Source organism: Ruminococcus difficilis, from assembly GCF_016680995.1.
This window is the reverse complement of the sequence record NZ_JAEQMG010000188.1, coordinates 1-19,864: the sequence shown is the minus strand read 5'-3', so window position 1 is coordinate 19,864 and position 19,864 is coordinate 1. Positions and strand designations below refer to the sequence as shown.

Here is a 19,864-nt window from a genome sequence, read left to right as displayed (position 1 = left end):
GCTAGAGGTCGACGGTTCGAGCCCGTTCCGGGTCGCCAAATTTGCCTCTGTAGCTCAGTTGGTAGAGCAGGGGACTGAAAATCCCCGTGTCGATGGTTCGATTCCGTCCGGAGGCACCATAAATATGCGGATGTAGCTCATCTGGTAGAGCGCCACCTTGCCAAGGTGGAGGTAGCGGGTTCGAGCCCCGTCATCCGCTCCATTGAAAAAAGAGAGTACCAAAGGTACTCTCTTTTTTCAATTCAGTAAACAAGCAAGAAGATGACGGGGTTCGAAGGCGAGCGGCGGGAAGCCCCGCAGGCGAATCGCGAGAGAGCAGATGAAAGTTCTCCGTGCGCACTGAACCACGCAGGCGAGATGAAGCATATCGGATAAAGCAGAGAGCACCAAAGGTGCTCTCTTTTAATTTTTCAACAAGAGAGGACAATGTATTTTGCGCCTTCGTTTTCATTGACATTTATCCGTTAAATTGATAAAATTAATATAATATCACTAAGCGACACGCACACGGAAATCAGGTGAACTCAATGCGTAAGGCTCTCAAAAGCAAACGGTGGACAATTATCTCTCTTTCTCTTGTATTAATAATGCTTATCGGACTCATCGTCCTCGGCGCGATAAACTATTACAGGTTTGATTTTTTCGATAAAAAGTCAGTATTTCTCGACGGCTCTTATTCTGTTGACGACGGAGAATGGACGCCGATCGACCCTGACACGCCGATTGTCAACCACGGCTTTCATAAGGTTGTATTTAAAGGAAAATTGCTACCCGAGCTTGAGTTCTTCACGAATATCAATATTTCAACCAAAAACATCTGGTACACCCTGAAAACCGCCGACGGAACACCTCTCGTCGAACATGTTTACAGAGATAAAGATGAATATCTTGAAAGTGTTTATAATGTCTATACGCAGAGTGCCGACGATCCTGACGACCCGTTTCTTGATAAGGAGTACTTCAAGGAGCATTATCCGATCTATTACTCACTCGAAATGTTTTATCCTGACACACCCGGCTACTATGTTCAGACTATTGATATGGATTATCTGAAGGAAATGGGCGTGACTATGGATACCGAATTGGTTTTGGAGCTCGATAACCCGTACCCGATTTCACGAACCAATCTTTCGGACACGCTCGAGGTCACTCTGAGCTTTGCTAACGGCAGTTACCTGCAATTCTTTTTTGATTCTCTGCCGTCGCTTTTGTTGTTTGTTCTGGTGTGCTTTTTCGGTGTGTTCCTGTTTCCAATCGCGGGCTTCATTCTCGGCAAAATCAATTATAAATACCTGACCTTCGGCGTACTCTGCCTGTTCTGGGGCTTGTATATGATAGCTCAGAGCATCAGTGAATACATGAACCTGTGGATAATCGACAGCACCGTCTGTATGATGTTCGAGATACTGCTGAATTATTTCTTTATCATATCCGTGTTTTTCTATCTGAGGGCGAATCTCGAGCGGTCGGTAACGCGAATAATCGCAACGGTAACGGTTACTTTCTATCTTTTAATGGTGATAGCCGCTGTTATCAGTCATTTCGCGGGATTTGTCGACCTCTACGGCTCAACTCCGAATATTTACATCTTTACCGCGGTTTGTACGATAATAATAACCGTGCTTCTGATTATCGAGGCTCGGAACAACAAGCAGGCTGTATTCATTCTCGCCTCATGGACGCCGCTTACGCTGTCGATTATTCTAGACGTGCTTAACCGCTGTTTCAGCTTTACTGATATTCACTTCTACATCTTCGGAAGCGCGATAACAATGCTTTACCAGATAATCCGTCTGATTCGCGATCTGAAGAAGCAGTATAAGGAAGCTATCCGTTACCAGCAGATGCAGAAGGAGCTGTACGAGGCGAAGGTTTCGATCATGGTCAGCCAGATCCAGCCGCATTTCCTTTACAATTCGCTGTCGAGTATCGCTATGCTTTGCAAGCTCGACCCCGACACCGCTCAGAAGGCGACGATCACCTTTACAAAGTATCTCCGCGGCAATATGGATTCGCTCAAGCAGACGTTGCCTGTGCCGTTTGAGAGGGAGCTTGACCACCTCGAAAAGTATCTGTATATAGAAAAGCTGCGTTTTGCCGACAAGCTGAACATTGCCTACGACATTCAGTGCACCGATTTTGAGCTGCCGCTTTTGTCGATCCAGCCGCTTGTTGAGAACGCAGTCAAGCACGGAGTCGGAATGAAGGAGGACGGCGGCACCGTTACAATCGCCACTCGCGAAACTGACAAGGCGTATGAGGTCATTATATCCGACGACGGCGTGGGCTTTGATACCGAAGCCAAAAAGAACGACGGACGCTCGCACGTCGGCATGGAAAACACTCGCAGGCGCTTGAAAGATATGTGCAACGCCGATGTTGAGATTACAAGCGTTATAGGCGAGGGAACAGTCGCCAGAGTTATAATTCCAAAGGAGAATAATAAATGAGAATATTGTGTGTAGACGACGAGCCTCTGATGCTTCAGATGCTCGAAATGGCAGTAAGGGAAGCCGAGCCCGACGCGGATATTACGGCGTTTTCGAAGCAGACCGACCTGCTCAACGAGGCAAAAACAAACGGCTGTGATATCGCGTTTCTCGATATACATATGAGAGGAATGAACGGAGTTGAGCTTGCGAAGGAGCTCAAGGCGGTTAACCCGAAGATGAATATAATCTTCGTCACGGGCTACAGCGAGTACACGGGCGCGGCAATGCAGCTTCACGCGAGCGGCTATATCATGAAGCCCGTAACCGCCGAGGACGTTGCGCGAGAGCTTTCCGATTTGCGATTCCCGATCGTACCGAAGGACAACGCGCTCTTGAAGGTTCAGTGCTTCGGCAACTTTGACGTATTCACTCCCGACGGCACGCCCGTCCACTTTGAGCGCAGCCGTTCAAAGGAGATCTTCGCCTATCTTGTGCACCGCCACGGCAGTTCGTGTACGATAAAGGAGATCGCCGCTGCTCTGTTTGAGGACGAGCCATATGACAAGAAGCAGCAGGCGTATCTGCAAATCCTTATTTCCGCCATGATGAAGAGCCTCAAGAAGGTCGGAGCGGAGAAGGCGATAAACAAGAGCTACAACAACCTGTCCGTAAACGTCAGCACACTCGACTGCGACTACTACCGCTTTGCCGAGCTTGACGCGGGCGCTGTCAACGCCTACGCGAACGAATACATGAGCCAGTACTACTGGGCGGATTTCCTTTTCAATGATTTTTAAAAGAATAACACCGTTCTTCTCTGACAGGGAAGAACGGTGATTTTTTATTGGATATAAACAATAGCGGTTCGTCTGAACGCGTTTACAAATCTCATAACGGCGGCGTAACCGAGGTTGATGCAGTAGCCGTAGACCAGAATAGTTTGTTCGCGGAATATGATCCCGATGATGAACAGCGCGATCGTAGCCGCAACGCTGATACAGCCGCTGATGAACTTCAGCTTCCACGATGGAGCGCCGTTTTTCTTAGCTTCAAGCGCGCGGAGAATATCTATAGCGCCCGAGAACGCGAAAACGCCCATCAGGTATATCATGATCCAAACTGTCGATATTCGAATCAGACTGAATGTAAACAGTGCGAAATCCAGCACGATGATGCTTTGGTACAGGAAGGTTTTTCCCCCGACCGTGTGACGCGCCATTTTCGCGTAGTACCACAGCATTCGGAAGCCGTAGAAAACCAGAGAGAGAGAGAGAATCAGAGCGACAATGCTTAAGCCGCTTTCGGGTACGGCAAGCAGGATCAGTATGAGCAGGAGAAGTGCGACTCCAGCCAGAAAGCTTTTGACACGTTGAAATTTACTCATTTTTTGCACTCTCCTTCCTGTTCAGCAGCTTGCGGAAATCGCGGATTCCCTTGAAGCCCTTGCTGCTGTACTCGATGGAGTAGCCCGCGAGCTTGTTGCCCGACTGGAAGATCTGGTTGGTCACCATGCTTTTCTGCGCGAGTGCGCCGATGATGAATTTGCCGAGGAAGGTGTCGTCCTTTTTGTCGTCGTCCGCGTCAAGGTATTCCTTCTCGATTTTATCGACGTCGATTTCCTCGAGCGAGTGACCCGACAGCTTCCTGCCGAGCTCACGCCAGTCATCTGTAGAGTCGAGCTGAACGGTGTGCAGAATACGCCGGATATCGTCCATAATAGGCTCTGCCGCCTCGGTATCGTATTTGCCTCGCTCGAACGAGGGATTAACTCCGCGCAGGAATTTGAGCGCGTAGATCATCTGACAGAACGCGTTGAGATAATCGGCGGGATTATCCTTGACGATCTCCTCATACTGCTTCCATGCGGGGAGATACTTGTACTTCACAAAGCAGTAATCGGGCAGATGTCCCGCGCGTCCGTGACCGAGACTCATGATAGAGTTTTCGTTGTTGTAGTAAACGGTGTTTGTATACGCGCTGTGTTCGGGGTCGTCGGGCGCGGAAGGATTGTGGCGGAAGTTCACCTTTCGTTCCACTTCGCCGTTCTCACTCTGAACCAGCTCAAAGCAGTGGTAGTTTATATTGTTTATAACGAGCGACGGCGTGCCCGCGAAGTACCTGTGAGCCCATGTGTCTGCGAGAACGTGCATCGCGATACCTGCCGCCTGCTCGCTTTTGCCTTTGGCGAGGCTGACGGTTTTCTCGATCAGCTCGCTGTTCGGGTTGCAGATAAGCCTGTATTTGTTAAGGTATTTCTTTGAGCATTTCTGCTTTGGCTGAGCGTACAGATCGCCCGGCAGGAAGTGGAACGACGCCCAGATCCTTGTGATGTCCTGCAAGCCGATGATATCTGTCCGCGCGTCCATCAGCTCGAGCTGCAGCTGAGTGGTGGCAGCCGACTGAGGAGCGTGCAGCTTTGAGAGCATTGTTCTGGTGCATAGGTCGACCATCTGTGAGCTGTATCCGATGACCGCGCTTTCCTCATGCGAGTAGCCCGCGAGAATAGCCGCACAGTATGTGGCGTAGCAGTGAAAATCCTTATTCATGCGCACCTCCGCGAACCCTGAGCAGCTTTTTAAGCTTTATGCTCGAAATAATGATCTCAATAATCAGCACGATAGAAGTCGTATCGATAAGGAGCGTAATGATCTTATTCAGCAGTCCTTCGGTTGCGCTGAACATAGCGGTTATCTCGGTGATCACGCCAAACACGTACAGAAGGATTGTGATTATGGCGGTGATCAGATAAAACCAGCCCTTCTTTTTGCCGCGGCCCTCAGACCGCGCGGAAAAACCTATGACGCAGCGCAGAATGAAGTCAAAAATCGCGACAGTCATAACGATAATAAAAAATGCGATCCTGTAGATGTCATCGGGAATTTGACCGGTTGAGTCAATGATATTCGGAATGTCGACCGTGCAGAGAAGAAAGTATTTGATGACCGTCCAGATGCCAAACGCGATCGTGCCGGTGCCAAGCGTAATAAGATTGTTTTGCAGGCGTCTTATGGTTGCGTCCATGCCAACTCTCCTTAATATGCAGCAAGCCTTTTGATGGCTTGAGAGGGATTTTCTGCTTTGAAAACAGCGGTGCCCGCGACGGAGACGTCAACGCCAGCCCTTGCGACCTCGGCGATGGTTGCGTCGCCTATGCCGCCGTCGGCTTCGATCAGAACATTTAAGCCGCGTCTGTTGATTTCAGCCTTGATAGCCTCCACCTTAGGCATCATGTCAGCCATAAAGCTCTGTCCGCCGAAGCCGGGCTCGACCGTCATGACAAGCACCAAATCGAGCCTGTCGAGGTAGGGGAATACCGCCTCGGCAGGTGTTTTGGGCTTGAGCACCAAGCCTGCCTTGATTCCGCGGCTTTTGATTTTGTCGATAGTCTTGTCGATATCGGAATCGCTTTCGATGTGGAAGGTGATGATGTCCGCGCCCGCGTCGGCGAAGTCGTCGATATACCGCAGCGGATCGCTTATCATCAGATGAACGTCAAAGGGCTTGTCCGAGAAGGGACGAACCCATTTCATTATGGGAGCGCCGAAGGTGAGGTTCGGGACAAAATGACCGTCCATAACGTCGAGGTGCATCCAGTCCGCGCCTGCCTTGTCCATGCGCGCGATTTCCTCACCCATTTTTGAAAAGTCGCAGGATAACAGCGACGGAGCAATCAGCATAATAATATCTCCCTTCGTTACGGCTTCTGGATAGCGGGCGCGGCGATTGCGGCGACGCCCCAGAATACCGCATAAATCAGCACCTCGAGCGAACCCATAACGCCGATATTTGCGTACAGCGAGAGGACAGAGGCGATGAGAATACCGAGTACAATCGCGATTAGCTGAATCATGATTGCAAGCGAAATGTTGCTTTTGATTTTAACGCTGCCCGAAACGGCTCTCGCGAGGGAAGCAGCCTTGCCGCCCGTGATTAGGTATGAGCGCGAGGTTTCCTCGATGGTTGTCTGTGCTTCCTTGAGCACATGACCCAAGCCTGTAGGCAGCACCTTGATGCTGCGGTAGAACAGACCGTAGAGCTTTGCCACGAGGTCGTCGGTGATGTTATAGTCGGTGGTGCGGATAAGGAAGCTGATGCCGTTTGCCTCGGCGCGCTGCAGTTCTGCCTGGAGCTCCTGATCGGCGTGGTAGTTTGTGACGACCATAGCGACCAGCCTGCCTGCGCGCGAGATATATGTGATCTGTCTGCCCTTTGAGGTGTAGCGTTCCTCGTATTCGGGAGTCGGGGTTTCAACGCTGTATTTGTCCATCAGGTTGCGCGAACCGACGAGAATGCGTTCGCCGTTGATCCAGCCGACAAGACCGAGCTCGTCCTCGTAGAGCACGGACTCAACCTCGGGAAGGCTTTCGCCTGTTTCGGAGATAACGGAGTCAAAGGCGTTCGCGAGCGGATTCTGCGCTTCCTTGAGAACCGCGATACCGCATAGCAGGGACTCGTCGACGTTGTATTCCTCGTATGTCTTGATGCCCTCAAGCTCGATGCAGTCGGTGGGGAAGAGCTCGTTTGCGTCGAGCATAATCGCGGTGCTGTCACAGAACTGCTTGATTGACGGATAGCCCGAGAGCATCGCGCCGTAGCCGAGCAGGTTCTTGCACAGCCTTCTTACGGGGAAATTGACCGCGAGAAGGGTTGAAACGGGGATAGCGAGCGCCGTGATAAGAGCGAGAGTGTTTATCGCGCCGCCGAAGGAGAGCTTGACCACTCCGTAGAACAGCGCTATTACGACCGCGATGACCGAGGTGATAGGCGCGAGCTTTGACGCGAGATCCTCGCTCGGGTCGGGCGCGTAGGAAATTTTAAGGAAATTGGCAGGGAAGCCTGTCTTGTGCTGATAGGCGATAAGAGCTCTGTCGGCAGCGGTGCCGCTGAGCATCTTGCCTGCGACGTATTCGTTGTTGTATATCTTCGCGGCGTACTTCTGTCCCTTTGAGGAAACGAAGCGGAAGTTGTCCTTGACGCGGAGCACCATGATCAGCTTGCCCAGATTGTTCGTGAAAAATGCGAGCAGCACGACGACGCAGTAGTAATTGACGCTGAAAACGGTCATGTCGCCGAGCATGAAGAACGATGCGATCGTCTGCAATACCGCCGCGACGCCTGCAACGGCAACTGCGGTGTCGGAATTGCCCTTGAACCTCAGCAGCGGAGTCAGACCGCTCATGATAGCGACTCTGTTCACAAATACCGAGAAGCCAACGAGCAGGAAGTTGAATACCGCGTATGCCGCTGGAGCGACGGGTACGGCGGAGATTATAGCGTCGGGGAAGATTCTCGTAACTACGGTCAGAATGAAGGACAGCAGCGTTACAATGCCCATGATAAGCGTGCGCGAGAACAGCTTGCGGATATTGTGGTTTAGCTCGAAGAGAATACTCTTCTCGTCGTCCTCGCCGGTGTAGTCCTCAATGGTTTTGGATTTTTCCTGAGGGATATCATCGTCATCGGACTCGTCCTTTGAGAAGAAGCCGACAACTGCCGAGAGAATCTTCTCCTTGGTTGAACGCTCGTCCTCTTCCTTTTCTTCCTCCTCGACCTCGGGCTTCGGCTCGGGACGGATAACGTGCGTGATGACCGAGGGGTTCTTTGAGCGGATATACTCCTCGTACTCGGTGGTCACAACCTCGGAGAAGCGGCCTGCCTTGATGTTGAGCATATCCTTCGGATCCTCGGGACGGTAAATCGGTACCTTCGCCACGACCCTCTCGAGCGGCTTTTCGGGCTTTTCGGGAGCTTCTGCAGCTTCCGGCTCGGCTTTTTCGGGTGCGGCGGTTTCGGCAGGCTGTTCCTTTTCGCCGTTCTCACCGTTCTTACCGTTCTCACCGTCGGGAACCTCTATGTCGATAGAAGTAATGTTTTCGATCACGGGGCTTTCACGGAACGCGTCGGCGGTGCTGAGCACCTCACCCGAGAACCTCGTATCCTCGGCGTATTCGGGAGTAAGTGTGACGATTTTTCCGGGTTCCTTGGCAGCTTTTTCGGCCGCCTCGCGTTCAGCCTTTTCTTTCGCCTCACGCTCGGCTTCCTCGGGAGTCTGCACCTTTTCCTCGGCGCCGTCCATGATCAGCTCTGCCTGCATCGTAGCGGCGTTTTTATCTCCGACGATAGTGTTGTCGTCGGCTTCTTCCTTGTCGAGGTCAAGCGGGTTAGCGTTTGTCAGACGCGGCTTCATGTCAGCGTTGCTGAAAATATCCGCAACCTTGGGTTTAACGCGGTATTTCTGAGCGGTGCGCTTCATTTTTTCGCGGTCAGCCATCTCATGGGTCTCCGCGAGGATATTCTCGATCTCGAGTTCCTTAAGAAGCTGTTCCTGCTTCTCCGCGTCCTTATTGAAATCTGACAAGGCTTTCACATCCTTTCCTTATCTGTCTTTCATAGCCTCATACATCAGAATGCCTGCGGCAACCGATGCGTTGAGGGAGTTTATCTTGCCCTTCATGGGCAGGGAAACTATCACATCACATTTTTCTCTGACAAGCCTTGAGATGCCCTTGCCTTCATTGCCGATGACAATAGCGCAGGCTCCCGAGAAATCGCACTTTTCGTAGTCGGTTCCGTTCATATCGGCGCCGAAAACCCAAACACCGCGTTCTTTCAGCTCGTCGAGCGTGTTCGCGATATTGGTGACTCTCGCCACGTTCATGTATTCAACAGCGCCCGCGCTCGCCTTGCCGACGGTGTAGCTAAGCCCTGCGCTTCTGCGTTTGGGGACTATTACGCCGTGAACGCCCGCGCATTCGGCTGTGCGGATGATCGCGCCGAGGTTGTGCGGATCCTCAAGCTCGTCGAGCACGAGGATAAACGGAGCTTCATTTCTCTCTTCGGCTGTTTTGAAAATATCGTCAACAGTGCAGTAATCCTTGACGGCTGCAAAGGCGATGATACCCTGATGGGTTGAGCCGCCGCTGAGATAGTCGAGCTTTACGCGGTCGACCTCCTTGATCGGGATCTGCTTTGCTTTAGCCTTGGCGAGAATCGCCACAACAGCGCCGTTTTTTTCGCCCTTCGCAATGAGTATCTTATCGATCGGGCGGCTGCCGCGAATGGCCTCGCTCACGGGATTTCTGCCGGAAATAACGTCGGTTTTTACATCATTTTGTTTTTCGTTCATATGAATCCTCTTGTCACATAATTATACATTTTAATATTATATCACAGATTTCGGAAAAAACATAGGGTTTTTGAAAAAAATTACGACAGATAATAGGCTCCCATGTCGAAATATTCGGGAATCAGTCCGTAAAGCCCTGTTTTGCTGTCCATAAAGATGATATTTTTGAGCGGAAACGGCGTCAGGCTGAAATAACAGGCGAGAAAGAGGAACAATAAAAATACGCACGGCGCGAAAAAACGTTTCAGCTCAAGCTCTGAGTAAAACAGCCGCAGCGATACCGCCGTACAGATGCAGAGTGATATCAGACACATAGCCGTAAATGCGGCGCTGTCGGTTTCGAGCCCGAATAAGCGCAGCACAAGCGACCCTGCCAGTAGGGTAGTGGTTAGCAGATACAGCGCGGAGGTTTTAACAGCGGCGAGGCGGTGAAGCGACGGCTGCAGACTGAGCGCTTCGAGGATACCCCAGAGCAGATACGAGAGCAGAAGCGGCTTTATGCACTCCCACGGGCTGTTGTTTACGGAGCCGAAGAGCACACCGATAAGTCCTTTTCCGCTGAGCTCGTACAGCTTTCCCGCGAGGATCGCGTACAGCGAACAGAACAAAATTCCGCCAATTTCCATTTCTTTCAGGTATTTAGCGCGTTCAGGGTTCATTTTTGACACCTCGTAACACTTATGACAATATTGTATTATATTATTTTAGAATTAAAAGCGGCTCAAAATAATTCTGTTTCGGAAGATATACAGACCGTATAATTCTTGTTTTTCAATTAAATGTGGATAACTCTGTGGAAAATGTGTAAACATACCGCTTTTGAAGGTTTTAAAACCGCTGAATACGAAGCGATTATTCAAAAGTCAAGGGTTTTCTTACAATTCCACATAAAATATTTTGTGAAAATACGGCTCGCCTGCAATTACAAATAGTCATAAACTTCTGTCAATGGCGTTTGAAGTCAAAACAAATTACAGTTCTGTTTTAATAAAAAAACAGCCGCACAGTCACTACGCTCATCACCAGCGCGGTAAAATCGGCTGCGAGAGCCGCAGGCAGGGTGTGTCGTGTGTTTTTGATATGAACCGAGCCGAAGTACATTGCCGTCGCGTAAAAAGTCGTTTCGCTAGAGCCTGCGAGCACAGAGGCGACCCTGCCCGCAAAGCTGTCCGTGCCGCAGTCCTCAAAGACACTGAGCAGCAGAGCGGTCGCTCCGCTTCCGGATACGGGACGCAGCATAGCCATCGGCACTATCTCGGGTGGAAATCCGAGCCTTTGCGCAATCGGAGATATCGCAGAGCAAATAACGTCTACCGCACCGCTTGATTTCAAGAGGCTGACCGCGAACATCAGTCCGATGATCGTCGGCGCGATATTATAGAGTGTCCGTATTCCTTCTTTCGCTCCAACCATGAATATGTCAAAGACGGGCACGCGCCGTATCAGTCCGAACAGTACTATCACGCAGGCGAATATCGGCATAGCAAGCTCCATCTTACAATCTCCTTTTTCTCTTGTTAAGCCCGACAGCTATCATGAGCGCGACAGAGAGCGCGCAGGCAGAGCTCAGCCATACGGGTACAAGTATCTCAAACGGCGCGTTGCTGCCATAGGTTTGCCGCAGAGAGCCGAGCATTGTGGGCAAAAGCTGCAGCGAGGCGGTGTTCATCACGACAAAGACTATCATCTCGTCGCTCGCGGTGTCGCTGCTGCCGTTGAGTTCATTCAGTTCGTGCATAGCCTTCAGACCGAGGGGAGTAGCCGTATTTCCGAGCCCGAGCAGGTTGGCGGTAATATTCATCGTAATACTGCCGAAGGCGTCGCTTTCCTTGTCTAGATTTGGAAAGAGCGGACGGAGCAGCGGAGAGAATATCTTGGCGAAAATGGCTGTCAGACCGCTTTCCTCGGCGATTTTCATTATTCCCGACCACAGTGTTATCACACCTGCGAGGGTGAGCAGGAGCTGTACCGTCTGAGCGCCGCTGTCAACGATCGCAGCGCTCAGGTTTTCGCCTTTGCCGAGAAAGATTGAGCACACAACGCTCAGGAGCACGATCGCGCTCCAGATGTAATTGAGCATATCATCACCATACAAGTTGTTACTATGTTATCCGCAATAAAAGAACATTGACATTGATGTCGATAATTGACAAAAATGCCAATTTATGGTAGAATAAAGCTAAAAGCAGGATAATTGTAAAATTGATATTAAACGGAGAGACATTATGATTTTTACTAATTTCAGAGAAATTGACAAGCTCGGCAGAATCGTGATCTCCAAGGATATCCGAAAGCATCTGGGAATCGAACCCGGGGACGTTCTGCAAATCAACACAGAGGGCGAAAGCATTATTATTAAGAAGGCGGAGAAGAAATGTATTTTCTGCAACGGCGAGGACGATCTGCGCGAATTTGAGGGTAAGACCGTCTGCGCAGGCTGCCTTGAACGCCTTCGCGCTCTATCCTAAATATATAGGTGACGGTGCGTAATTATGAAGCTTTATTTGTCAAATATTTCAGATGTTCTGCCTCGTCACAGGGATTTGCTCACCTATGAGCGGCTCATGAAGGCAGAAAAATACAAAATGCCCGATGATAAAAAACGCTGTATCGCGGGCGGTGTATTGCTGTGGCATTTTTTAGGCGACACCGCTATCACCGATAACGGCTACGGCAAGCCTGTCGCGTCTGACGGCACGGCTTTCAACCTCTCGCACAGCGGCGAATGGATACTTCTGGCTGTCGGTGAGGGAGAGGTCGGCTGCGATATAGAACGCCCGGAGCACGTCAGCTATGAGAAGATGGGCAGGATCGTTTTCACGGAGAACGAGCTGCGCCTTATTAAACAAGCCCGCGATAAAACGGGCGAGTTCTTTAAGCTCTGGACAAAAAAAGAAGCCCTGCTCAAATGTATGGGCGAGGGCTTTCACCGTCCCGCAAAATCTGTCGACGTGAGCGGAGTTTCCTTTGTTGACGGCAACAGGAAGTATTATCTAAGAACCGTTGTGTTTGCCGACTATGTGATTTCCGCGTGCGCGGCGGATACGGACTTTGAGATGGATATTGAGTTCGTTGATTTAAGACAATTATAAAAAAACGGCTGTCGTGTGGCAGTCGTTTTGTGGTTTTATTGATTCGGAACTACAGCGAAGAACACTAAGTCCTCATCGCTGTCGTTGATCAGACTGTGCGAGTGACCCTTCGGGCAGTAATGGCACTGACCTGCCTCGACCGCGAGCTTTTCTCCGTCGTAGAGAACGGTGCCTTTGCCGCTGAGAAAGTAGATGATCTCGCTGTTGGTGTCGTGCAAATGCTCGCCAATCGTCGCTCCGGGTACGAGGGTACCGTGCAGAAAGCGGTTCAGACCGTCGTAGTGCATCTTCGCCGTGAAGAATTTCTCTCCGCCCTTGAAGTTCGGGATATTCTCGCTTTTCTCGTTTTTAATATCAAAAATCATATCAACACTCCATTTTTCATAATTTGCAATCATTTTATCACATTCCTTGCCGCATATCAACGAAAAATAAAAAAACTCTTGCTTTTTTTCCGCCTTCGGAGTATAATAAATGACAGTTGAATAAAACCTTATCAAGAGTGACGGAGGGACAGGCCCTGTGAAGTCCGGCAACCTGCCATAAGGCAAGGTGCCAAATCCTGCGGTTTTACCGAAAGATGAGTTTATTGTGCGCCTTTCGGAAGAAGGGCGCTTATTTTTTTACTGGAGTGATTAAAATGGCAAAGAGATTGTTTTCTTCGGAGTCCGTAACAGAAGGACATCCCGACAAGGTGTGCGACTGCGTTTCAGACGCGGTGCTCGATAAAATCCTGGAGCAGGACAAGAATGCTCACGTAGCCTGTGAAACCACCGTTACCACAGGCGTTGTACATATCATGGGCGAGATCTCAACCACCGCGAAGGTGGATATCGCCGCCGTAGCGCGCGACGTTATCAGGGAAATCGGCTACGACAACCCAGAGTACGGCTTTGACGGCAGCGGCTGTGCAGTGCTCGTATCAATGGACGCTCAGTCACCCGATATCGCAATGGGCGTCAACGAGAGCTATGAGCTGCGCGACGGCGAGGACGACGCCGACAATCAGATCGGCGCGGGCGATCAGGGCATCATGTTCGGCTATGCCTGCGACGAGACAGAGGAGCTCATGCCGCTTCCAATTTCTCTTGCGCATAAGCTCGCGAAAAAGCTCACCGAGGTCAGAAAGAACGGCACGCTTTCATATCTCCGTCCCGACGGCAAGACTCAGGTCACTGTTGAGTACGACGGCGACAAGGCGGTCAGAGTCGACACTGTCGTTGTTTCGACCCAGCACGACGATGACGTTACCACCGAGCAGATCCGTGAGGATATGATCAAGTACGTTATCAAGCCCGTAATCCCCGAGGTTCTCCTCGATTCCGAGACAAAGATCTTCGTAAACCCCACAGGCAGATTCGTTATCGGCGGTCCTGTCGGCGACGCGGGTCTTACAGGCAGAAAGATCATCGTCGACACCTACGGCGGCTTCTCACGTCACGGCGGCGGCGCTTTCAGCGGCAAGGATCCGACAAAGGTTGACCGCAGTGCGGCGTACTACGCGCGTTATATCGCAAAGAACATCGTCGCCGCGAAGATCGCAAAACGCTGCGAGGTTCAGCTCGCTTACGCTATCGGCGTAGCAAAGCCCGTGTCCATTATGATCGACACCTTCGGCACCTCGGAGTTCAGCGACGACGCTATCAGCGAGGCGGTCGGCAAGGTATTTGACTGCCGTCCCAATTCTATTATCCGCCAGCTCAACCTCACCGAGACAAAGTACAGACCCTTGGCGGCGTACGGTCACATCGGACGTGAGGATCTGGGCGTAAGCTGGGAAAAGACAGACAAAACAGAGGCGTTGCTCAAGGCGCTCAACGCATAAAAACAAAAAGCAGGGAAACGGACTCTCCGTTTCCCTGTAAATTTATCCCTGCAAGCCGAAAGAGATCGATATGGCATTGTCAATGGCGTTCATCGAACGCGCGTCGACGGTGCCCATTTTTTCTTTAAGCCTGCGTTTGTCGATGGTTCGCACCTGCTCGAGCAGCACGACGCTGTCCTTTGACAGACCCGATGTATCTGCGTGCAGCGGTATGTGTGTCGGCAGCTTTGCTTTGGACTGCTGGCTGGTGATAGCCGCCGCGATCACGGTGGGGCTGAAACGATTCCCGACGTTGTTCTGCACGATCAGTACGGGACGGATACCGCCCTGTTCCGAGCCGACCACGGGGCTTAGATCCGCGTAATAGATATCTCCGCGACGTATATTCAAGGCTTTTCACGCTCCAAAAATTTTTTGCCGTTCCCGGCTTGTATTTTTATTTTTGACAGCCGGGTTTTGCTTTATTCAGTTATTACATATTATTTTACGGCGTGAAATGTGTGCGGTTTTAAAGTGCGGCTGCGTCCTCAAATTCAATTTTGCCGCTGCTGTTTTCAAGCGAAACAAGATACCCTTTCTCGTCGGAAACAAGCTCCCAGCTGCCGATTTCCGCCTTACCGTCAGACAGACTCAGCCGTCCGTTTTCCTGTTCGCGGCAAATAGCGTCGAGGACGTTTTTAAGCTCCGCGGGCAGCGAGGGAGAGGGCAGGTACGCTTCGTCTGCGGTGCACTGCAGTCCGTCCTTGCTCAGATGCAGCTCGCCGTCGCTGTAGCCGACCGACAAGCCATTGAGCGTTTCGGGAGAGCTTAGGTGAAGATTCATTCTGCCCTGACGGTTGTATGTAAGGCTGCCGCTCAGCTTTTGTCCACGGTAATCGGCATTGAAGTCGGCTGTGAAATCCGTCACGAGCTGTGCGTGCTTCGCGCCGGCGCAGCCCGGGAGCATAATCAGCGCGAAAAAAAGGACACATAATGCTTTCAAAGATTTTGTCATAAGACACCTCCTTGTGCATTATATGTCCGTATTTTTTTATCATGACACCGAGCAAGCCCTGAGCGCCTCGGAAATGCATTCGATCATGTCCGACGGGAGCATAGAGATTTTTCCCAGCTTTTCAGCCGCGATGTCGCCCGCAAGTCCGTGAAGATATACCGCCGCCGCTGCCGCGTCAAACGGCTTTGCACCCTGAGCGAGCAGCGCGCCCGCGATACCCGCGAGAACGTCTCCGCTTCCGCCTGTCGCCATGCCGCTGTTTCCGGTGTGGTTAACAAGAACCCTGCCTTTGGGTGACGCTATCACGGTACCGGCGCCCTTCAGAACGGTAGTTACACCGTATCTTTCGGCAAATCGTGCCGCGAGGTTTTCTCTGTCGGCGTTTACCTCGGCGGGCGTTGACTTTATCAGCCTAGCGAATTCCCCGGGGTGAGGGGTAATGACGATATCTGCCTTTGCCTTTTTCAGAATTTCGGGGTCGTCGGCAATGCAGTTGAGCGCGTCCGCGTCAAGCAGCACCGGATTCCCACAATATTCTATAAAAGAATTAACAATCTGCTTTGTATCATTGCACACCGACAGTCCGCAGCCGATAACAACAGCGCTGCAACGCTTCGCTTCCTCGAGCAGCTTGTCAATGCAGTCTGCGCTGAGCTTTCCGTCGGGTGTTTCGTCAAGCGGTAAATATACGCTCTCCGGGATTTTCATGGCGACGATAGGATAGATGCTTTTCGGCAGAGCGCATTTATGCAGTCCGATTCCCGTTCTGAGAGCAGCCTTTGCCTCGAGCATTGCGGCACCTGCCATACCGTAGCAGCCGCAGATACTGAGCAGAGTGCCTATAGTTCCCTTGTTGGCATCGTCGGGACGGTTCGGGATCGCGCGCCTGAAAGTGTTTTTATCCGTCAGTTCCATATCAGTATTTATTCTTCCGGTAGAAGAGTCTGATGACGAGCTTCTTGTCGAGGTGTGATTTCATGCCCTCGAGAATGCTCTCGTTCGGTGTGAAGATAAGCAGACACTTTCCGAAAGCGGGGCTGTTGAACGCAGCGAAATAGTTCTCGTCCTTCGAGTCGATGTCGCGCGCGGCGACAAAGGTTTTTGTGAAGCGCATTTTGTCAATGACCTTCTCGTCCTTTGTCAGCTCGGTGATCTCGTTGATCGGCACTCTGCAGATAGGCTTGCGTTTTCTGAGCGCGATGATTTTGGAGATGTCGAGGTCATTGCCCGCGACTGAATACTCATACTCTACCTTCTGCTGCGAGAAAACATACCAGACTCCGTAGATGCCGCCCATGAAAAGAAAAATGCTGATCATAAAGATGTACTGGATATGCGTCATAATCGCCAGACCCGCGCCGATAAACGGAATCATGATCAGCACGACGACAGAAATGATTTTGATAACCTGCTGTTTAGCCTTGTTTACTCTTTTGACAACCTGTTCGTTAAAGCCTTCCATATCAAAGCTCCTTTTTATTCATATTAACTAATATATGATATCACATAATAATTTTTTTTGCAAGAGAAAAGCCCGCACTGATTACTCAGTGACAGGCTTTTTTCTGAAACGACAGATTGTAAGGCCGATTATCGCGGTAACAAAAAGCAGAATGCTTATCCACTGCGAGGTCGACAGCCCGAAGAGGAAGCCGCGGATCTCGTCGCCTCTGAAAAACTCAAGCGTGAAACGCGCGACGGGATAGACGAGCATATAAACGAAAATCAGCTTGTCCGTCATAATTGATTTCTTGAACAGATAGAGAATGAACAGGAAAATCAGCAGGTTCAGCGCCGATTCAAAGAGCTGAACCGGAAGGCGGTTGACGTCGTTTATATCAGGGTTTATTGTATTGCCGTGAACGGTGAAGCCGAACGGAGATTCAATTCCGTAGCAGCAGCCGCCGAGAAAGCAGCCGATTCTGCCGAAAACGTGAAACAGGGGAGTGAGCACTGCGTATATGTCGAGCAGGTTCCGCGCCTTGATTTTCTTGTCAAATTTGCAGTAAACTCCGATTGCCGCGATGCCGCCGAGAAAGCCGCCGTAGAACACCATGCCGCCGATCGCGTATATCATAACGTCTCTGAACTTGTCGAACCAGAGCTCGCCGATATTCTGAAACGCCTTGATGATGAGATCGAGGTGGGTGATACCGTAGACGATATGCGCGCCGATGAATATGCCCGCGCCGATCGAGAGAAGGATCAGCAGGAAGTCGTAGATGTCGCGGCCGAAGCGCTTGATAAGGTTGTTGCCCACAAAGGTGCAGGCGACAGCGCCGAGCACGACCATAATTCCGTAGGTGCCGACCTCCCAGCCGAAGATGTGAAAAGAAGGAAACATTCGATAACTCCTTAATAAAACAATACAGCCAGCCACAGGCTGACTGTAGATTGTTTATAAGTTTTATTTTGCTTATTGAGCAGCAGCGGAAGCAGCGCTCTGAGCAGCGCTCTCGATTGCCTTCTGAACGCTGGGATCGGAAGCAACACAAGCGGTGCAAACGGTGCAGGTGAGGAAGCCGATGAACGCAAGTGCAAGACCTACGATGGAAAGAACAAGACCAACGGTGGGAACGGGTGATGTCTGTCCTGCTTCCTTGAAGCTCTTCTTGGAAAGGATCGCAAGAATCAGACCGACGATAGCAGCGATGAGAGAAACTATGTTGAAGATGGGAACATAGAATGTTACAATCGCGAAGGCGCCGAGAACGATAGCTACGATACCAAGTACCTTATTGCCTGTTTTCATTGTTATATCCTCCTGAAAAGATTTTATTATGCAGCAATTTTAACTGCTAAAATGATTATATGATATTTAATTTTTAATGTCAAGTATTGTTCTATTTTTTTGTTGTATATTTACAAAATTGTAACTTGTCAATTAAACACAGTTTTTATATTGCCTAAAATGGAAATATGTATTTTTATGTCTTTTTGCAGAGAAAATGACAGGTTCGTATATTGTATTTTCATATGATACAAATATTCGGGCTAAAAACAGTCCGCAGGACTGTTTTCTTAACGCCCGTTCAAATCCCTTCGGATAGTTAGCCGCCCGAAGTATGTTCCATATTCCGAAAAGTTCCATCTCGCCTTATGCGGTGTGTTTTGGTCAAAAGTATCATCTGCTCGTCGGGCTAAAAACAGTCCGCAGGACTGTTTTCTTAACGCCCGTTCAAATCCCTTCGGATACTTAGCGGACAAAAATTTATGGGGTACCTTTGGGTACCCCATAAATTTTGGCCCGCCCGAAGGGATTTGAACCCCCGATCTCCGGAATCGGAATCCGTTGCGTTATCCAGCTGCGCCACGGGCGGATATTGCGCGGATTTCCGCGCTTTTTTTATTATACAACATTTTGAGAAATTAGTCAATCACTCCGACAATTCTTCCCAGATTTCGTAAAGACCTTCCTGCTTCGCCTGCAATTCCTCCAGCTCATTAGTAAGCTCGATCAGCTTTTCATAGTCTGTTGTAACCTCGCTGTCACTGAGCTTATTCTGGATTTCATTGATCCTTTCTTCAAGGCTCTCGATTTCCTCCTCGGTCTTGCGCAGTTTTGTCAGGCGCTTTCTCTCCTCGCTTTGACGCTGTTTGTTGAGAAAATACTCATTCTGCGGCTTTTCCTTTTTGTCGGCTGCCTTTTGAGCGGCTTCACTTTCTTTTGCAGACTTTATCCTCTCGAGGTAATAGTCGTAGTTTCCGAGGTATTCCTTCATTCCGTTTTGTGTGAGAACAAGAACCCTGTCGGCGAGCTTATTGATAAAATAGCGGTCGTGGCTGATTATCAGCAGCGTGCCGTTGTATTCGTCGAGTGTTTTCTCCAGCTCCTCTCGTGAAGAAGCGTCGAGGTGGTTTGTCGGCTCGTCGAGCAGGAGAAAGTTGCTGCCCTGGAGCATCAGCTTCAGCAGAGATATCCTCGCTCTTTCGCCGCCGCTCATCTTTGACAGCGGCTTGAAAACCTCGTCACCCTTGAACAGGAATGAAGCGAGCGCGGAGCGAACCTCTGTCTGCGTCATGTTCGGGAACCTGTCCCATACCTCGTCGATAGCGGTTTTATTGAGGTCGAGATTTTGCTGCAGCTGATCGAAATAACCCGTCATAACATTAGCGCCGAGGTCGAATTCACCTCTGTCCTGCGGCATTCTTCCGTTGAGAATGCGGAAAAGAGTCGTTTTTCCGCAGCCGTTCGCGCCGAGAATAAACACACGCTCGCCCTTGCGGATATGTATGTTGACGTCGCTGAACAGGTGTTTTTCTCCGAAGGATTTCGCGAGATTGCGGCAGATCAGTACGTCGTTTCCGCTCTCGAATTTAGGCTCAAAGCGCATCCGCATTGTCTCGAGCTCGCTTTCGGGCGTGACTAGCTGCGCCTTGATGCGGTCAGCTTCC

At 50.5% G+C, this 19,864-nt stretch carries 23 protein-coding genes, 3 tRNA genes and 1 riboswitch; of the genes, 7 read left to right on the top strand and 19 right to left on the bottom strand.

Translation table 11 applies throughout. The features are described 5' to 3' along the window. The first annotated feature begins 43 nt into the window (after positions 1–43). Both JKK62_RS16670 and JKK62_RS16665 read left to right on the top strand, forming a co-directional pair. Positions 44–119: transfer RNA gene (locus tag JKK62_RS16670), tRNA-Phe, on the top strand. Between the two features lie 7 nt (positions 120–126). Beyond that, positions 127–202: transfer RNA gene (locus JKK62_RS16665), tRNA-Gly, on the top strand. Here JKK62_RS16665 and JKK62_RS16660 read toward each other — a convergent pair. After that, a complete protein-coding gene (locus tag JKK62_RS16660) occupies positions 191–451 on the bottom strand; it encodes a hypothetical protein (protein WP_201428913.1) in 261 nt (86 codons plus the stop codon). The two genes, JKK62_RS16665 and JKK62_RS16660, sit on opposite strands and share 12 nt — an antisense overlap. A 136-nt stretch (positions 452–587) precedes the next feature. Between JKK62_RS16660 and JKK62_RS16655 the strand changes: the two genes are divergently transcribed. Together JKK62_RS16655 and JKK62_RS16650 are read left to right on the top strand one after the other, a co-directional pair. Further along, positions 588–2,450, top strand: coding sequence for a sensor histidine kinase (locus tag JKK62_RS16655; RefSeq protein WP_201428912.1), 1,863 nt, complete (start codon positions 588–590; stop codon positions 2,448–2,450). Next, positions 2,447–3,229, top strand: a complete 783-nt coding sequence (locus tag JKK62_RS16650) for a response regulator (protein ID WP_201428911.1) — start codon at positions 2,447–2,449, stop codon at positions 3,227–3,229. The genes JKK62_RS16655 and JKK62_RS16650 overlap by 4 nt, the downstream gene beginning before the upstream one ends. A 44-nt stretch (positions 3,230–3,273) precedes the next feature. Here JKK62_RS16650 and JKK62_RS16645 read toward each other — a convergent pair whose 3' ends face one another. From JKK62_RS16645 to JKK62_RS16605, 9 genes are all read right to left on the bottom strand, one after another. After that, positions 3,274–3,816: a DUF308 domain-containing protein gene (locus tag JKK62_RS16645; protein WP_201428910.1), complete on the bottom strand. Its 543-nt coding sequence runs from the start codon at positions 3,814–3,816 to the stop codon at positions 3,274–3,276. Further along, entirely contained in the window at positions 3,809–4,978 is a 1,170-nt protein-coding gene (locus JKK62_RS16640; RefSeq protein WP_201428909.1) for a DUF6765 family protein, read from the bottom strand. The genes JKK62_RS16645 and JKK62_RS16640 overlap by 8 nt, the downstream gene beginning before the upstream one ends. Continuing rightward, positions 4,971–5,453, bottom strand: a complete 483-nt coding sequence (locus tag JKK62_RS16635) for a hypothetical protein (protein WP_201428908.1) — start codon at positions 5,451–5,453, stop codon at positions 4,971–4,973. Before JKK62_RS16635 ends, JKK62_RS16640 begins: the two co-directional genes overlap by 8 nt. An 11-nt stretch (positions 5,454–5,464) precedes the next feature. Further along, positions 5,465–6,109: a ribulose-phosphate 3-epimerase gene (gene rpe, locus JKK62_RS16630; RefSeq protein ID WP_201428907.1), complete on the bottom strand. Its 645-nt coding sequence runs from the start codon at positions 6,107–6,109 to the stop codon at positions 5,465–5,467. Positions 6,110–6,126: 17 nt separating this feature from the next. Continuing rightward, the gene (locus JKK62_RS16625; RefSeq protein WP_201428906.1) at positions 6,127–8,790 is read right to left on the bottom strand and encodes an HAD family hydrolase; all 2,664 of its coding nucleotides are present in this window, start codon (positions 8,788–8,790) and stop codon (positions 6,127–6,129) included. A gap of 18 nt (positions 8,791–8,808) precedes the next feature. Then, a complete protein-coding gene (gene rlmB, locus JKK62_RS16620) occupies positions 8,809–9,558 on the bottom strand; it encodes a 23S rRNA (guanosine(2251)-2'-O)-methyltransferase RlmB (protein WP_201428905.1) in 750 nt (249 codons plus the stop codon). An 80-nt stretch (positions 9,559–9,638) separates the two neighbouring features. Further along, positions 9,639–10,217: a DUF6512 family protein gene (locus JKK62_RS16615; RefSeq protein ID WP_201428904.1), complete on the bottom strand. Its 579-nt coding sequence runs from the start codon at positions 10,215–10,217 to the stop codon at positions 9,639–9,641. A 325-nt stretch (positions 10,218–10,542) separates the two neighbouring features. Next, entirely contained in the window at positions 10,543–11,052 is a 510-nt protein-coding gene (locus JKK62_RS16610; RefSeq protein ID WP_201428903.1) for a spore maturation protein, read from the bottom strand. A gap of 1 nt (position 11,053) precedes the next feature. Continuing rightward, positions 11,054–11,638, bottom strand: coding sequence for a nucleoside recognition domain-containing protein (locus tag JKK62_RS16605; protein WP_201428902.1), 585 nt, complete (start codon positions 11,636–11,638; stop codon positions 11,054–11,056). Between the two features lie 145 nt (positions 11,639–11,783). Here JKK62_RS16605 and JKK62_RS16600 point away from each other — a divergent pair, with 145 nt between their 5' ends. Both JKK62_RS16600 and JKK62_RS16595 read left to right on the top strand, forming a co-directional pair. Continuing rightward, positions 11,784–12,026, top strand: coding sequence for an AbrB/MazE/SpoVT family DNA-binding domain-containing protein (locus tag JKK62_RS16600; RefSeq protein ID WP_201428901.1), 243 nt, complete (start codon positions 11,784–11,786; stop codon positions 12,024–12,026). 24 nt (positions 12,027–12,050) lie between these two features. Beyond that, the gene (locus tag JKK62_RS16595; RefSeq protein ID WP_201428900.1) at positions 12,051–12,650 is read left to right on the top strand and encodes a 4'-phosphopantetheinyl transferase family protein; all 600 of its coding nucleotides are present in this window, start codon (positions 12,051–12,053) and stop codon (positions 12,648–12,650) included. A 35-nt stretch (positions 12,651–12,685) separates the two neighbouring features. Here JKK62_RS16595 and JKK62_RS16590 read toward each other — a convergent pair whose 3' ends face one another. Further along, positions 12,686–13,015, bottom strand: a complete 330-nt coding sequence (locus JKK62_RS16590; protein WP_201428899.1) for a cupin domain-containing protein — start codon at positions 13,013–13,015, stop codon at positions 12,686–12,688. Positions 13,016–13,140: 125 nt separating this feature from the next. Then, positions 13,141–13,237: riboswitch (SAM riboswitch) on the top strand. Between the two features lie 53 nt (positions 13,238–13,290). Between JKK62_RS16590 and metK the strand changes: the two genes are divergently transcribed. Continuing rightward, positions 13,291–14,475: a methionine adenosyltransferase gene (metK, locus tag JKK62_RS16585; protein WP_207752219.1), complete on the top strand. Its 1,185-nt coding sequence runs from the start codon at positions 13,291–13,293 to the stop codon at positions 14,473–14,475. A 42-nt stretch (positions 14,476–14,517) separates the two neighbouring features. On the opposite strand, the gene JKK62_RS16580 is transcribed toward metK, so the two are convergent. The 8 genes from JKK62_RS16580 to JKK62_RS16545 all read right to left on the bottom strand — a co-directional run. Beyond that, positions 14,518–14,865, bottom strand: a complete 348-nt coding sequence (locus JKK62_RS16580; protein ID WP_201428898.1) for a type II toxin-antitoxin system PemK/MazF family toxin — start codon at positions 14,863–14,865, stop codon at positions 14,518–14,520. A gap of 118 nt (positions 14,866–14,983) precedes the next feature. Continuing rightward, entirely contained in the window at positions 14,984–15,469 is a 486-nt protein-coding gene (locus JKK62_RS16575) for a hypothetical protein (protein WP_201428897.1), read from the bottom strand. Positions 15,470–15,508: 39 nt separating this feature from the next. Then, a complete protein-coding gene (locus tag JKK62_RS16570; RefSeq protein ID WP_201428896.1) occupies positions 15,509–16,384 on the bottom strand; it encodes an NAD(P)H-hydrate dehydratase in 876 nt (291 codons plus the stop codon). A gap of 1 nt (position 16,385) precedes the next feature. Continuing rightward, entirely contained in the window at positions 16,386–16,931 is a 546-nt protein-coding gene (locus JKK62_RS16565) for a DUF6106 family protein (protein ID WP_201428895.1), read from the bottom strand. Positions 16,932–17,012: 81 nt separating this feature from the next. Further along, positions 17,013–17,813: a prolipoprotein diacylglyceryl transferase gene (locus JKK62_RS16560; RefSeq protein WP_201428894.1), complete on the bottom strand. Its 801-nt coding sequence runs from the start codon at positions 17,811–17,813 to the stop codon at positions 17,013–17,015. A gap of 72 nt (positions 17,814–17,885) precedes the next feature. After that, positions 17,886–18,221, bottom strand: coding sequence for a hypothetical protein (locus tag JKK62_RS16555; RefSeq protein WP_201428893.1), 336 nt, complete (start codon positions 18,219–18,221; stop codon positions 17,886–17,888). Between the two features lie 491 nt (positions 18,222–18,712). After that, positions 18,713–18,789: transfer RNA gene (locus JKK62_RS16550), tRNA-Arg, on the bottom strand. 57 nt (positions 18,790–18,846) lie between these two features. Beyond that, positions 18,847–19,864 (bottom strand): ABC-F family ATP-binding cassette domain-containing protein (locus JKK62_RS16545; protein ID WP_201428892.1); only part of this gene is annotated, 1,018 nt, incomplete at its 5' end.